Source organism: Kribbella sp. VKM Ac-2569 (assembly GCF_004216905.1).
Lineage (GTDB): Bacteria > Actinomycetota > Actinomycetes > Propionibacteriales > Kribbellaceae > Kribbella.
This window is the reverse complement of record NZ_SGXJ01000002.1, coordinates 1,217,274-1,230,499: the sequence shown is the minus strand read 5'-3', so window position 1 is coordinate 1,230,499 and position 13,226 is coordinate 1,217,274. Positions and strand designations below refer to the sequence as shown.

The window sequence follows — 13,226 nt, the reverse complement described above, 5'->3', positions numbered from 1 at the left end:
ACGTGCAGAGCTGGCTGGACGACAACCTCGCGGACCTGATCACGAAGCACGGCGTACCGGCGGCCTCGGTCGCTGTCCTTGCCGACGGCGAGGTGAGTACGGCGGCCGCGGGCATCCTCAACCTGGATACGGGAGTCGAGGCAACCGTCGACTCGGTGTTCCAGATCGGGTCGATCACCAAGCTCTGGACGACCACGCTGATCCTGCAGCTGGTTGCCGATGGCAAGGTCGATCTCGACCGGCCGGTGCGGGACTACCTGCCCGAGTTCAAGCTCGCTGACGAGGAGGCCGCCGCGGTGATCACGCCGCGGCAGTTGCTCACCCACTCCAGCGGGTTCTCCGGCGACGCCTTCACCCCGACCTCGCGTGGTGACGACGCGGTCGAGTTGTTCGTCCGGGATGTGCTGCCCGGGCTGGCGCAGGAGGTGGCGCCGGGCGCCGGGTTCTCGTACAACAACTCCGGTTTCGTGGTGCTCGGGCGGATCGCCGAGGTCCTGTTCGGGAAGCCGTTCCACCAGCTCGTCCGGGAGCGTATCGCCGTACCGCTCGGACTGAAGCACGTCGCGACGATCGCGGACGAGGCGCTCCTGTATCGCGCGGCGCTGGGGCACGTGGCGCCGAAGCCGGGTGCTCCGTTGCAGACCGCGCCGGTGTGGAGCCTGGTGCATGCGATGGCCCCGGCCGGGTCGTTGCTGGCGATGAGTGCTCGGGACCTGCTCACGTTCGGCCGCGGGTACCTGGACGCGACGCTGTTCGATCGGGACACGATCGAACAGTTGTGGGAGCCGCAGGTCGACGTACCGGCGATCGGCGGGTTCGCGCAGCACTGGGGAGTCGGCTGGATGATCTTCGACGTCGAGGGCGGGCGGCTCTACGGCCACGACGGCGGGACCGTCGGCCAGTCGGCGTTCTTCCGGCTGGTGCCGGACAAGGGCGTCGCGGTCGTGCTCCTCACCAACGGCGGCAGCACCGGACCCCTGTACGACGAACTGGTCGGCCACATCCTCCGCGAGACCGCCGGGGTCGAGCTGCCGACCCGGCCGGTGCCGCCGACGGAGCCCGTCGACATCTCACCGGAGCTGGTCACCGGTCGCTACACCGGCGTACTGGCGCAGGCCACCATCAGCGTCCAGGACGGGGAGTTCTGGGTGCTCGACGAGGCGGTCAGCGACGAGGCGCGGCTGCTGTACCCGGAGCCGCACCGGACCAGGCTCGTCGCCCTCGACGACACCCGGTTGATCGCGGCCGAGGCGGAGCACGGGACGCACGAGGTGCTCGCTTTCCGCGAGGCGGTCGACGGCCGCGCGGCGTACCTGTTCCGCGGCGGCAGACGCACGCCGCGCAGTCACTGAAAGTAGTCGCCCCTCGCCGCTCCAGGCTCGTTGCCCGATCACCCTATGTGTTTGCAATGGGCAACAAAACGTGAGTTTCAAGCGCTGAGGTCACGGAATGCGTACACCTGATCGCCAAGTGCCGACATCGGGGCTATGGTGATTACTCGGGGACACGGGGCGAATACGTGGCGGTGAGGCTATGTCGTGGCAACTGTGGGTATTGATGGCCCTCACTGCGGCCGGGCTGGTGCTGCTGGCCGCAGCGAGGATGCGGCACGCCCGCAAGGTCTTCGACGACATCACCGAGCTCGATCACTCCACGGCCGAGCATCCCGCCGAACCGGTGCCCGCGGGTGACGACCTGGCTCGCGCCCGGGCCCGGCATCTGGAGACCGAAGCCGGCGACCGGCGCCGCAGGCACGGCTAGCGGTCCCCGTCGAACTAGTCCCCGTCGAGGAGTCCGTCGCGGCGGGCCACCGCGGCTGCTTCCGTGCGGGAGCGGACGCCGAGCTTCGCGAGGATGTTCGACACGTGCACGCTGACGGTCTTCTCGCTGATGTACAGCTCCCGCGCCAGCTGCCGGTTGGTCCGTCCTTCCGCCAGCAACCGCAGTACTTCGGTCTCCCGCGACGTCAACGCACTGGCGCCACCGGTGTCGACGCCGCCGGCCTCCTCCAGGAGCGGTCGCGCGTTCAACTCCCGACCGACCTCGGCCGCCATCGCCGTCTGCTCGTTCGCCTCGGCGACCCGGCCCGCGGCGCGTAGTGCCGCCGACAGGCGGATCCGCGACCAGGCCTGCTCGAAGACGTACCCGTAACCGAAGGCGTCCGTCGTCCGCTGCCAGGCGGCGACGTGTTCCTCCGGCGTCGGCGCGTCGATCCCGGCCAGCCACCGCAGCCGATCCCACTCCGACTCCAGCCGCGCGATCCACGCGAGCCCTTCGACACCCATCAGCCGCCCCGGCGGCATCCCCTTCTCGGCGGTCGCCTGCCCGACGTTGAGCAGCTCCGCACCGCGCGCGACCAGCTCGGCCGCGGCCGACGGCTCACCGACGGCACGGTGGCACAGCAGCTGCATCCCGAGCGTGGAGAACCGGATCCGCCCGAGGAACCACTCGGTCTGGAAGACGTCGGCGCACAGCGCGGACACCTCCGCGATCAGCTTCTCTGCCTCGGCCGGTTTGTCGAGCACGCGGTACGCGTCGACGGCCGGCTGCAGCCCGATGATCGGCAGCATCACGTCGAGATCCCACCACTTCCGGGACAGCTCGAACTCCTCCGCGACCGCGGTGTCGCCCCGCCCGCTGCGGACCGAGAACTCCACTGCCCGCAACGCCGCCGCGGCCGCCGCCGGCGTCATCGCGTCCGTCCGGGCCGTCGCTGCCGCCTCGTCCCACTCGCCGAGCATGAACTGGGTCAGCGCCAGCATCCGGCGCGCGTCGAACCCGTACGCCGCCCATTGCCGCCCGAGCTCACCGGCCCGTTTCGTCGCGAACGACAGCGAGGCCTTCGCGTTCAGCAGGTCGCCCTGCTCGTAGTGCGTCGACCCGAGCAAGAACCGACTGCGAACCTCGGCGGGGGAGTCGCCGGTGAGCTGCGCCCGTACGGCGGCCTCCTCGAGCTGCTTCGCCGCGGTCTCCGGATCGCCCGCCCGGCGACGGAGCTGGGCCAACGTGATCCCGGCGTCGCTGGCCGCGGACTCCTGGCCGGCCTCGCGGGCGATCTCGAGCGCCTTGTGCGCCCAGCGCTCGGCCTCCATCGGCCGGCCGAGCGCGTCGGAGACGCGGGCGTACAGCGACGCGACCTGCGCCTTGAACACGCTGGCCGGCTCGTCCTGGACCAGCTTGAGCGCCTGCGAGACGGCCTCGCTCGCCTCCTTGTCCTGGTCGATGACCAGCGCGATGTCCGCCAACGGCAGCAGGAGCTCGGCCCGCTGCAGCTTCGGCGCGTCGGGCGGCAGGTCGGCCAGCGCCTTCCGGAGCAGCTTGACGGCGCGCAGGTGCTGGGAAGACAAGGTGGCCGCCATCGCCGTGTCGACGACCAGCCAGGTCTTGTCGACCGTGCTCGTCGGCGCTGCGTTCGGGAACAGCTCGAGGGCCATCTCGTAGTGCTTCAGCGCCTCCTGCGGCGCGGCGACCGACAGCGCTTCCTGACCGGCCCGAACCCGGGCCTCGAACGCGGTGGCCAGGTCGTGGGACCGGGTGGCGTGCCCAGCCAGCTCGGCCGCGGTGCCCGCGACGGTCTGACTCTCCAGCTCCTGTACGTACGCCGCGTGCTGGCGAACGCGCTCACCCGGCAGCAGATCGTCGTACACGGCCTCGGCCAGCAGGGCATGGCGGAAGTAGTACCGATCGCTGGTCGGTACGTCGATGATGTGGGCGTCGATCAGCTCGCGCAGAGCGTCGTCGAGCTCACGATCCGGCAGCTTCGCGACGGCGGTGAGCAGGTCGTGCGGGACGCGGCGGCCGGCGACCGCGATCACCCGGGCGACCTGGCGGGCCTCGTCGGACAGCGGGTCGAGGCGGACCAGCAGCAGGTCCGCGAGATCGGGTGGCACGGCGTCGCCGTCGCCCATCGAAGCCGCGGCGGCGAGCTCCTCGGTGAAGAACGCGTTGCCGCCGGCCCGCTCGAGGATGCGGCGCTCCTCGGCCGGTGACAGCGGGTCGGTGAGCAGCAGGTGCAGGAGGGTGCGGGCCTCGTCGGCGTCGTGGGGGAGCAGGTTCACGCGACGTACCCGGGGGTTTCGGGACCACTCGGCGATCGGGCGGCGCAGCGGGTGCCGGCGGTGCAGGTCGTCGCTGCGGTACGACACCACGAGCGCCAGGCGCTGCGAGGTCAGCCGGGTGATCAGGAAACCGATCAGGTCCCGGGTCGAGTCGTCGGCCCAGTGGGCGTCCTCGATGATCACCAGCTGCGGCTCGCTGGTGGCCAGCGCGGTGAATGCGCCGAGGACGGCGTCGAACAGGGCGGCCCGGTCGAGCTGGCCCTCCTGCGGCACCGGCTGCGCGCTCAGCAGGCGGTGCGCTGGGAGCAGCCGGCCGATCGCCGGGAAGTTGGTCAGCACGCCCTCGACGAGGTCGGGGCGGTCGCCGGCCAGCCGGCCGAAGATCTCCGAGAACGGCTGGTACGGCAGGCCGGCGTCGCCGAAGTCGGTGCAGTGCCCGACCAGGACGCCGAATCCGCGCTCGTGCGCTCCGGTCGCCACCTCGTCCAGTAGCCGGGTCTTGCCGACGCCGGCGTCACCGGAAAGCAGCACGGCGCCGGCGCGACGCGTCTTGGCGTCGTCCACGGCGCTGAGCAGAGTGGCCATCTCGGATGAGCGGCCGACGAGAGGTGTCGAGTTCCAGGGCACGTCGTCCATCTTCGCCCCTGGTGCCGACACAAATCGACGGTATCCCGTCCGCTGGCTGCGCCCAGGCTTTCTCCCAGGCGCAGAAACGCCGTCCCTGATCGCGAGTTCTCGATCAGGGACGGCGGTTTCGGGTGTCATGCGGCCGGGCGGGGTCGGAGGGCGTGGCGCGGCTCGGACTGCGTGGTCCGCTCCTTGCGCTGCCGACGGTTCGCGACCCGGAAGTCACGCTTGGCGCGCTCCAGCCGGTAGGTCGTCTCCGCCTTCACGGCGTCCGGGGTCAGTGGCATGTTGATCATGGTTTCCCTCCCTTCAGGCTTTCCGGCCGAACAGGTGGCTGATGGTCCGGCGGCCCCGGGTGTTCCGGGTCTGCCGGAAGTCACGGCTGAGGCGCTCCCTGCGGTAGTCGACCTCGGCCTTGACAGATGCGTTCGTGAACATGTGTTCCTCCGTTTGCTGGTGCCGGCTGCCTGCCGACAGGTGTAAATCTGCTCTTCTGAGGAGGACCCGCACATCGGAAGTCCTCCCTATCCCCGCGGGTGGGCGGTACCTAGGTGTTCTGAGGGGGTCCTAGGGGTCCCGGAATGACGGTGGCGCGGCCGGCTCCGAAGAGCCGGCCGCGCCTTGGGGGAGGGGGCTGGGGCGGTGATCGTGCGGTCACATCGCGGGACGGGCCCGAAGCTCAGGCGCGCAGGGCTGGGGCGGCCGCGGCGCACGCTTGGGCAGGAACCACAACGGGCGCTGGTAGTCCCGCCGAATCTTGTCCTGCCGGTACTTGATCTCCGCCCGCACCGCGTCAGTCGAGTAAACAAACATGATGTCCTCCGAGCTCCTGTCGATGACAAGACAGTGCTCCCCTGAGGACACTCCCCACATCAGCACAACTCCCTATGCCCAGGGCAACGGAGTCCTTAGGTGGACCGCCACGCAGGCATAACCCCCCAAAAACGGCAGTGACACGCCGTGCGGGAGCTACTTCTGCCTGCGTGGGCGTCCACCGCTGACCTAGCTGCGGTAGGTCAGGCTCAGCTCGTAGTGGGTGGGGTCGAGGAGTTCGTCGGCGTGTTCGGCGAAGGTGTCGGTGGCGGTCCAGCTGGTTCGGGTGGTGTGGAGGAACCAGGTGCCGTGCGGGCGGGCCAGGTGCCCGGCCTCGACGGGGGTGAGTGGACGGCCGCGAAGGCGTTGCTCGCAGTGATCTAGGTACAGCCCGGCGCGGTTGAGCGTGACGCTGATCGACCCGTTGTCCAGACCGCGTTCAGGCAGGTCCCGCAGCGACTCGATCGCCGGAACCCGGCTCCGCTCGAGCGAGATCGCCGTACCGTCCGTCAGCTGCCGAACCCGCTCGATGACCACCATCTCCGGAGACGACAACCCGAGCCGAGCAGCCAGCGCAGCATCCTCCTCCAGCTCGATCCGCACCGTCCGCATCCGGGTCTCCACACCCTGCTCCGACAACGCATGCGTCCACCCGAGCCGCCCATCCAGCGGTCGCCCGTCGAACAGCACGTACGACCCCTTGCCGGTGTGCGTCGCGATCAGCTCGTCCTCGGCGAGTACGGCGAGCGCGGCGCGGACGGTATTGCGGCTGACCGAGAACCGTTTCGCCAGCTCGACCTCACCGGGCAGCTGCGTGCCCCGCCGTACGACGCCGGACTTGATCTCCCGCGCGAGCACCCGCGCGATCCGCTCGTGTTTCAGGGAGATCCGGCGCATCATCGCAACTGCTCCACGCACACGATCTCCAGCATCGGCGCGTACAGCCGCATCACGTCGATCGCCTTGCCGTGGTTCTCCGCGGTCGACCCGGCGCACGCCTCCTCGACGACCTGGACCTGTACGCCGGCATCCACCGCGGCAAGCGCCGTACTGATCACGCAACAATCGGTCGCCACCCCGGCCAGCACCAGCCGCCCGTCGGCCCGTGCCGCCAGCTCAGGCCCCCAAGCCCCGAACGTGGTCTTGTCGAGAGTTGGAGCGCCCTTGAATTCGTCGACCAGTTGATAGTCCTCCGAGTCCGCCGGCTGCAGCGCGAACGGGAACTGCCCGTAGTACCCGACCCACGCACCGGCCGGCTCCTCCGGCGCGACAAACCGCGTGAACACCACCTCCGGCGCGAACAGCTTGATCAGCTCCCGAGTCGGCTTGACGACCCGCTGGAAATCCGGCGTCGCCCACCCGGACGCCGGGTCCGCGAAGATCCGCTGCAGGTCGATGAGGGCCAGCACCATCAGGCCTCCTGACGCCGTACGGCGGACCGCCCGCCGAACCACTGCACGACGAAACCGAGCACCAGCGCCACCAGTACGCCGAGGTTCGCGTACGCCCACGCGCCTTCCTTGCCGCCGAGACCGAACGCTCCGAGCAGGTACCCCTGCCAGGTCAGCCACGACGCCAGCGTGTTCGTGACGAGTCCCCACCCGATGCCGGTGGCAACGACCATCGTCGCCACGGGCAGCCACTGCACGTCGCCGTACCGCCCCGTAGGCCGGTAGAGGTCGTCCTCCGCGTAGTCGCGCCGCCGGGACGCGATGTCGGCGAGCATGATCCCGCACCACGCCGCGATCGGTACGCCGAGCGTGATCAGGAACCCTTGGAACTGCCCGAGGAACTCGCCGCCGTAGAACACCACGTACACGGTCCCCGCGATCATCACCACACCGTCGATGAACGCCGCGACGTACCGCTTCACAGGCAACCCGAGCGAGAGCAGCGCGAGCCCGGACGAGTAGATGTCCAGTACTGCGCCACCCACCAGTCCGAGCACCGCCACGATCACGAACGGCACCAGGAACCACGTCGGCAACGCCTCGGCGAGCGCCCCGATCGGGTCAGCACCGATCGCCTTCGAAAGATCCTCCGACGACCCCGCCAGCAGCAGACCGAACACGAGCAGGACGACGGGAGCCAGCGAGCCGCCGAACGTAGTCCAACCGACCACGCCGCCACTCGACGACCTGCGCGGGAGGTACCGCGAGTAGTCCGCCGCCGCGTTCACCCAGCCGAGCCCGAAGCCCGTCATCAGGAAGACCAGCGCGCCGATCACCGCCTGCGCGGACCCGCTCGGCAGCGAGGAGACGGTGCTCCAGTGGATCTGGTCGGCGACCAGGATGATGTAGACGACCGTGAGTACGCCGGTGACGATCGTGATGACTGTCTGCGCCCGCATGATCAGGTCGAACCCGAGTACGCCGCAGGCGACTGTCAGCAGACCGACCACGAGCAGCGCGATCACCTTGGTCAGCGTGCCGCCGCCCCAGCCGAGCCGCTCGAACACGGTCGCGGTCGCCAGCGTCGCGAGGATCGTCAGCACGGTCTCCCAGCCGACGGTCAGCAGCCACGAGACCAGCGACGGCAGTTTGTTGCCCCGCACCCCGAACGCGGCGCGGCCGAGCACCATCGTCGGCGCCGACCCGCGCTTGCCGGCGAGCGCGATCAGCCCGCAGAGCAGGAACGAGAACACCACCCCGATCAGCCCGGCGATCACCGCCTGCCAGAACGAGATCCCGAACCCGAGCGCGAACGCGCCGTAGCTCAGTCCGAGCACGGACACGTTGGCGCCGAACCACGGCCAGAACAGCTGGTTCGGGCGGCCCTTCCGGTCCGCGTCCGCGATCACGTTCAGCCCGTTGCTCTCCACCGCGAGCGCACGGGTCTGCTGCCCCTCGACCTGGTCGGTCATATCGGCTCCTCAAAGAACCTGTTCAGTCCTGTTCAACACGGTAGGCCTGGCCGGTGAGGTGGTCAACAATGAACCTCATGCTGAGTGACGCGGTGGACGGGTTCCAGCTGGCGTACGACCGGATCGGCGAGGGCCCGTCGGTGGTGTTGCTGCACGGCTGGCCGGGTGATCGCACCGACTACCGGTTGCTGGCGCCGATGCTGGCCGAGCGCGGAGTCGAGGCTGTGGTTCCGGATCTGCGCGGGTTCGGCGAGTCGGACAGTCAGTCCATGGATCCCGCGCAGTACGGCGTGGCCGCGCAGGGGCGGAGCGTGGTGGGTCTGATCGAGGAGCTCGGTCTGGAGCGACCCGTGCTCGCCGGGTACGACGTCGGGAGCCGGATCGCGCAGGGGATCGCGCGGACGCGTCCGGACCTGATCGAGGGGCTCGTGATCGCGCCGCCGTTGCCGGGGATCGGGAAGCGGGTGTTCTCCGAGCAGGCGCAGGCGGAGTTCTGGTACCAGGCGTTCCACCGGCTGCCGGTGATCGAGGAGTTGATCGACGGCAACCCGGACGCGGTCCGTTCGTACCTGCGGCACTTCTGGACGCACTGGTCCGGGCCGGAGTTCGAACCGGAGCTGGATCACCTGGTCGAGGTCTACTCGGCGCCGGGCGCGTTCACGGCGTCGATCCAGTGGTACCGGGCGGGAGCCGGTTCGGTCGCGACGTCGGCGGCCGAGACGGCGCCACCGTCGTACGACCGGATCGCCGTACCGACCGTGGTGCTGTGGCCGGAGTTCGACCCGCTGTTCCCGCGGGCCTGGTCCGACCGGGTGGACGACTTCTTCAGCGACGTCAGGGTGCGGTACGTCGACGGCGCCGGTCACTACGCGCCACTCGAGTACCCGGAGATCCTCGCAGAGGAGATTGTCGGACTAGGCTGACCACATGGCCGAGATCGAGCTGGGGATGCCGACCGTGCGGCCGGCGGTGGGTGCGTTGGCGAGGCTCGCGCCGCAGCCGGTCCGATACCTGCTGAACTGGGGCCGGAAGTACTCGCTCTGGGTGTTCAACTTCGGGCTCGCGTGTTGCGCGATCGAGTTCATCGCGGCGTCGATGGGCCGGCACGACTTCATCCGGCTCGGCGTGATCCCGTTCGCGCCCGGACCGCGGCAGGCCGACCTGATGGTGGTGTCGGGCACCGTGACCGACAAGATGGCGCCGGCGATCAAGCGGCTGTACGACCAGATGCCGGAGCCGAAGTACGTGATCTCGTTCGGCTCCTGCTCGAACTCCGGCGGCCCGTACTGGGACTCGTACTGCGTGACGAAGGGCGTCGACCAGATCATCCCCGTCGACGTGTACGTGCCCGGTTGCCCGCCGCGGCCGGAGGCGTTGCTGCAGGGCATCCTCAAGCTGCAGGAGAAGATCGCCGGAGAAACACTGGCAAGCCGGTACGACGAGCCGTCCGCGGCCGCTCTCACCCGGGGGCTGGTGCAGCCTTGAGCACCGACGCGCTCGAGGCGCTGACGAGTGCCGGGATCGCCGCAACGTCGACGGACAGCTTCGGGCCGACCGCGCTCGACGTACCGCCGGAGTCGTGGGTCGCGGCGCACGAGGTACTGCGGGACGCGGTCGGTCTCACGTTCTTCGACTTCCTGAGCGCGTCCGACGAGCTCAAGGACGGGTTCCGGGTGGTGTCGCATCTCGCGGACTTCTGGGGCGGATCGCACGTCGACCACCTGCTCGTGCGGACGTTGGTGCCGCGCGACAACGCCGTACTGGCGACGCTGTCGGAGCTGTACGCCGGGGCGAACTGGCATGAGCGGGAGACGCACGAGATGTTCGGGATCGCCTTCGAAGGGCATCCGAATCTGACGACGTTGCTGCTGCCGGACGAGTTCGAGGGGCATCCGCTGCGGAAGGAGTTCGTGCTCGCGTCGCGGGTCGCGAAGCCGTGGCCGGGCGCGAAGGAGCCAGGCGAGTCAGACCACGCCCCGTCGGGTGCCCCGAGCCGCCGCCGTACCCTCCCGCCCGGCGTACCAGACCCAGAAACCTGGGGCCCCCGCCCACCTGGCTCTCCCGACCCCGACCCCCTGGCCCCGGCCGAAGCTGCCGCCACCCCCGCCCGCCCCCGCCGCGCGGGCGCCGGAGGAGAACGCCGAACCCGCCGCCAATCCACGCCAACCGAACCACCGACTGAGTCGTCGTGATTCCTTCTGCGGACGAGTTGGCGCGGTACACCCTGGAGCGGCAGCATCCGATCACGCGGACCTGGGTGGACGACGCGCGACGGCTGGCAACGCTCGCCGAGGAGCATGCGGCCCTGGACATCCTGCTGGCCGAGGACCTGGAGATCGCCGTCCAGCGCACCGAACGACTGGCACCAGGAAAACCGCCCGAGGCGATGCTCAACCGCTGGATTGCCGTGGGCAACGACCTGCATGCGATGTTCAGCATGCGCTTCGAAAACCTGAACCCCGCCAGGCCGTTCGTCGACGCAACCCCGATGAGCCGCTCACCGCAACCGTCCGACCTACCCGCCCTAGCCGCAGCCGCGCAAGAGCACTACGGCATCCACCACCCGCTGTACGTCCGCCTGTGGACCGCCGACGCAGGCATTCCCGGCACCGCCCCCGACCGCCGCTTCCTCGCCGCCCCGATCCGTGAGCTCCGCGCGTACGACGTACCGCCCGGCCTGGCGCTCCGCCCGGCGAAGACCGTCGACCACTACGACGAGGCCCGCCGCGCGTACGCCGCGGTCGACGCCGACCACCCACACCACCCTGAGGAAGCAACCATCCAGGACCGCGAGGACCTCCAGGAGGCAGCGGACGAAGGCCTCCTCTTCGACGTCACGGTGAACGACGAATGGGCCGGCTACGCGGCCGCCATCATCAAGCCGTACGACGCCCTAGGCCTCCCCGCGTACGTCGTCCGCGAACTGGTCCTGGCCCCACAACACCGAGGCCACGGCTACGGCCCCCACCTCAGCGCCCTCCTGGCCCAGTCCCTCCCCGACCCCACCCGCATCCTCATCGGCACCATCCACGAAGCCAACCACGGCGCCCGAACCGCCGCCCTGAAATCCGGCCGCCAAGACATCGGCGGCTGGCTCCAACTTCCCCTCGGTCAGGCCTGAGCAAGTCGTCGATCAGCTAGTGTCCTGAGTCGCAAGTTCGCGTCGTAAGTCGGGCCCGGTGCGATCGCGGCACTCCGCGCCAGCCCGCTCAGACCGGACCTCGCGCTCCACAAGCCTCCCCGAACCAGTTTGGGGAGGCTCTTGCCTCCGACCGGGGAGCGCAACTGCTCGATTCGGGCGGGTAGGCCTCCCCAAACCGGTTCGGGGCCGGGTCCAGAGGCGGGCGTCCAGCCGACTCGGGACCTATGGCATGAATCTCCAGCGCGGGACTCTAGCGCCGGTTCACAGCCGTGGGCGTCATGACCAGGCCTGGTTCATGACGTCAGGGTCATCCAGATCGCGCGCGAGGTACGAGAGTCGCTGCAGATCGGCAACGGTCACGGGTACCTCTGAGCGCCCGGCCTCCTGGCTGAGCAGCCGGCGCAGATACTCGCTCCTGGACAATCCTAGGCCGACGGCTCGGCGGTCGATCACCGCGAGCACCTCGTCAGGGACATCGTGAATGAGAACGTCGGCCATACATCACCTCCTAGTCGATAGCTGATGATCTCAGGAGTGTGGTGGCGTGTAGTAGAAGACTTCCTCGCGGGTGACTCGGCCGTCCTTGGCTGTGTAGAGGGAGAGTTTGGTGGTTTGGGAGCGGGTGCCGGTGCGGACGTTCAGTTGGTCGAAGGTGAAGCGGACGGCGAAGTGGTCGTCGAGGAGTAGTGGGCCGACGATGTCGACGCCGAGGTACTCGATGTCGGCGTTCAGGCGGCGGGCGTTCTCGAGGATGGCGTCGGCGCCTTTGACTTCGATCTCCTCGCCACCGGTCTCGAGGGGTGCGACGCGCACGACCTCGGGGGCCGAGAGGGCTAGTGCCCGGTCGAGGCGGCCGGTGGACAGCGCGTCGACGTACCGCCGGGCGACCTCCGCCGCGGACAGGACGCGGAACTCGTCGGCGTGTTCGTCCGCCCACTCGGCGAAGGTGAGTGCGGGGCGGCCGGTGAGTTCGGTGACGGTGGTGGTGACCGGCTCGGGGTTGTCGACGAGCGAGGCCCAGTAGGCGACCGAACTCTCGGCGAGGATCGGGTCGGCGCCGAGGTCGAGCATCGCCTGCCGCGCCTCCGCGTCGGTCAGCGCCTCGACGCGCATCTCCTTGCCGATCGCCCGCGCGATGGTCCGGATCTGCTCGGCCTGGGTCAGCACCTCGGGTCCGGTGAGGTTGTAGACCTGCCCGATGTGCTGGTCGTTCAGGAGCGCGAGTACGGCGACCGCGGCGATGTCCCGTTCGTGGATCAACGACCGGCCGGCCTCGGGGGACGCGACCCGAACGACGTCTCCAGTGCGAAACTCGCCCGCCCAGCCCTGCGCGTTCACCGCAAACCCGCCCGGGCGTACGAACGTCCAATCCTTCTCCCGAAGAAGCTCTTCCATGTCGGCCCACACCCCGCCGCCTGGCGCGCTCAACGAGGACAGGTAGACGACCCGCCGCGGCAGTTCGGCCACCACGTCGGCGGCTCCGTCGGCGCTGAACGACGGCCAGAGCAGGAACGCGGCGTCGACGTCGGCCGCGGCCCGGCGTACGGCGTTGGAGTCGTAGAGATCGCCCTTGATCAGCTCGACGTCAGGCGGGAAGCCGGCGAGGTCCGGCGTACGGACGAGGGCTCGGACGGTCACGCCCGCGGCGCGCAGTCCCTCGACGACGTGGCGGCCGACGCGGCCGGTGGCTCCGGTGACAAGAATTGTGGTCATGAGACACAGC

15 protein-coding genes are annotated in these 13,226 nt (G+C 69.5%); 6 read left to right on the top strand and 9 right to left on the bottom strand.

Translation table 11 applies throughout. The features are described 5' to 3' along the window. Positions 1 to 2: 2 nt before the first annotated feature. Together EV649_RS19130 and EV649_RS19125 are read left to right on the top strand one after the other, a co-directional pair. On the top strand, positions 3 to 1,352 hold the full coding sequence (locus EV649_RS19130; RefSeq protein ID WP_130384780.1) for a serine hydrolase domain-containing protein: 1,350 nt from the start codon (positions 3 to 5) through the stop codon (positions 1,350 to 1,352). 181 nt (positions 1,353 to 1,533) lie between these two features. Next, positions 1,534 to 1,761, top strand: a complete 228-nt coding sequence (locus tag EV649_RS19125) for a hypothetical protein (protein WP_130384779.1) — start codon at positions 1,534 to 1,536, stop codon at positions 1,759 to 1,761. 14 nt (positions 1,762 to 1,775) lie between these two features. On the opposite strand, the gene EV649_RS42055 is transcribed toward EV649_RS19125, so the two are convergent. The 7 genes from EV649_RS42055 to EV649_RS19105 all read right to left on the bottom strand — a co-directional run bounded on the left by EV649_RS42055 (position 1,776) and on the right by EV649_RS19105 (position 8,361). Then, on the bottom strand, positions 1,776 to 4,715 hold the full coding sequence (locus EV649_RS42055) for a helix-turn-helix transcriptional regulator (protein WP_277875676.1): 2,940 nt from the start codon (positions 4,713 to 4,715) through the stop codon (positions 1,776 to 1,778). A 104-nt stretch (positions 4,716 to 4,819) separates the two neighbouring features. Then, on the bottom strand, positions 4,820 to 4,981 hold the full coding sequence (locus tag EV649_RS40830; protein ID WP_157996264.1) for a hypothetical protein: 162 nt from the start codon (positions 4,979 to 4,981) through the stop codon (positions 4,820 to 4,822). A gap of 13 nt (positions 4,982 to 4,994) precedes the next feature. Further along, positions 4,995 to 5,123 (bottom strand): hypothetical protein, encoded by a 129-nt coding sequence (locus EV649_RS42050; RefSeq protein ID WP_277875675.1) that lies wholly within the window; start codon positions 5,121 to 5,123, stop codon positions 4,995 to 4,997. A gap of 216 nt (positions 5,124 to 5,339) precedes the next feature. Continuing rightward, the gene (locus tag EV649_RS40825; protein WP_157996263.1) at positions 5,340 to 5,498 is read right to left on the bottom strand and encodes a hypothetical protein; all 159 of its coding nucleotides are present in this window, start codon (positions 5,496 to 5,498) and stop codon (positions 5,340 to 5,342) included. A gap of 189 nt (positions 5,499 to 5,687) precedes the next feature. Then, positions 5,688 to 6,416, bottom strand: a complete 729-nt coding sequence (locus EV649_RS19115; RefSeq protein ID WP_241998351.1) for a GntR family transcriptional regulator — start codon at positions 6,414 to 6,416, stop codon at positions 5,688 to 5,690. Then, positions 6,395 to 6,910: a cysteine hydrolase gene (locus EV649_RS19110; protein WP_130384778.1), complete on the bottom strand. Its 516-nt coding sequence runs from the start codon at positions 6,908 to 6,910 to the stop codon at positions 6,395 to 6,397. Before EV649_RS19110 ends, EV649_RS19115 begins: the two co-directional genes overlap by 22 nt. Further along, positions 6,910 to 8,361 carry a cytosine permease gene (locus EV649_RS19105; RefSeq protein ID WP_130384777.1) on the bottom strand — a complete coding sequence of 484 codons (1,452 nt, stop codon included), beginning with the start codon at positions 8,359 to 8,361 and terminating at the stop codon, positions 6,910 to 6,912. The genes EV649_RS19110 and EV649_RS19105 overlap by 1 nt, the downstream gene beginning before the upstream one ends. 68 nt (positions 8,362 to 8,429) lie before the next feature. On the opposite strand from EV649_RS19105, the gene EV649_RS19100 reads away from it, so the two are divergent. From EV649_RS19100 to EV649_RS19085, 4 genes are read left to right on the top strand one after another with little or no spacing between them, the layout of a single operon-like run. Continuing rightward, the gene (locus EV649_RS19100) at positions 8,430 to 9,284 is read left to right on the top strand and encodes an alpha/beta hydrolase (protein ID WP_241998349.1); all 855 of its coding nucleotides are present in this window, start codon (positions 8,430 to 8,432) and stop codon (positions 9,282 to 9,284) included. Positions 9,285 to 9,288: 4 nt separating this feature from the next. After that, positions 9,289 to 9,846 carry an NADH-quinone oxidoreductase subunit B gene (locus EV649_RS19095; RefSeq protein WP_130384776.1) on the top strand — a complete coding sequence of 186 codons (558 nt, stop codon included), beginning with the start codon at positions 9,289 to 9,291 and terminating at the stop codon, positions 9,844 to 9,846. Further along, positions 9,843 to 10,553: an NADH-quinone oxidoreductase subunit C gene (locus EV649_RS19090; protein ID WP_130384775.1), complete on the top strand. Its 711-nt coding sequence runs from the start codon at positions 9,843 to 9,845 to the stop codon at positions 10,551 to 10,553. The genes EV649_RS19095 and EV649_RS19090 overlap by 4 nt, the downstream gene beginning before the upstream one ends. After that, a complete protein-coding gene (locus EV649_RS19085) occupies positions 10,550 to 11,482 on the top strand; it encodes a GNAT family N-acetyltransferase (protein ID WP_241998347.1) in 933 nt (310 codons plus the stop codon). Before EV649_RS19090 ends, EV649_RS19085 begins: the two co-directional genes overlap by 4 nt. Positions 11,483 to 11,779: 297 nt before the next feature. Here EV649_RS19085 and EV649_RS19080 read toward each other — a convergent pair whose 3' ends face one another. Together EV649_RS19080 and EV649_RS19075 are read right to left on the bottom strand one after the other, a co-directional pair. Next, the gene (locus EV649_RS19080) at positions 11,780 to 12,001 is read right to left on the bottom strand and encodes a ribbon-helix-helix protein, CopG family (protein WP_130384774.1); all 222 of its coding nucleotides are present in this window, start codon (positions 11,999 to 12,001) and stop codon (positions 11,780 to 11,782) included. 30 nt (positions 12,002 to 12,031) lie between these two features. Then, positions 12,032 to 13,216 (bottom strand): NAD(P)H-binding protein, encoded by a 1,185-nt coding sequence (locus EV649_RS19075; RefSeq protein WP_157996262.1) that lies wholly within the window; start codon positions 13,214 to 13,216, stop codon positions 12,032 to 12,034. Positions 13,217 to 13,226: the final 10 nt, after the last annotated feature.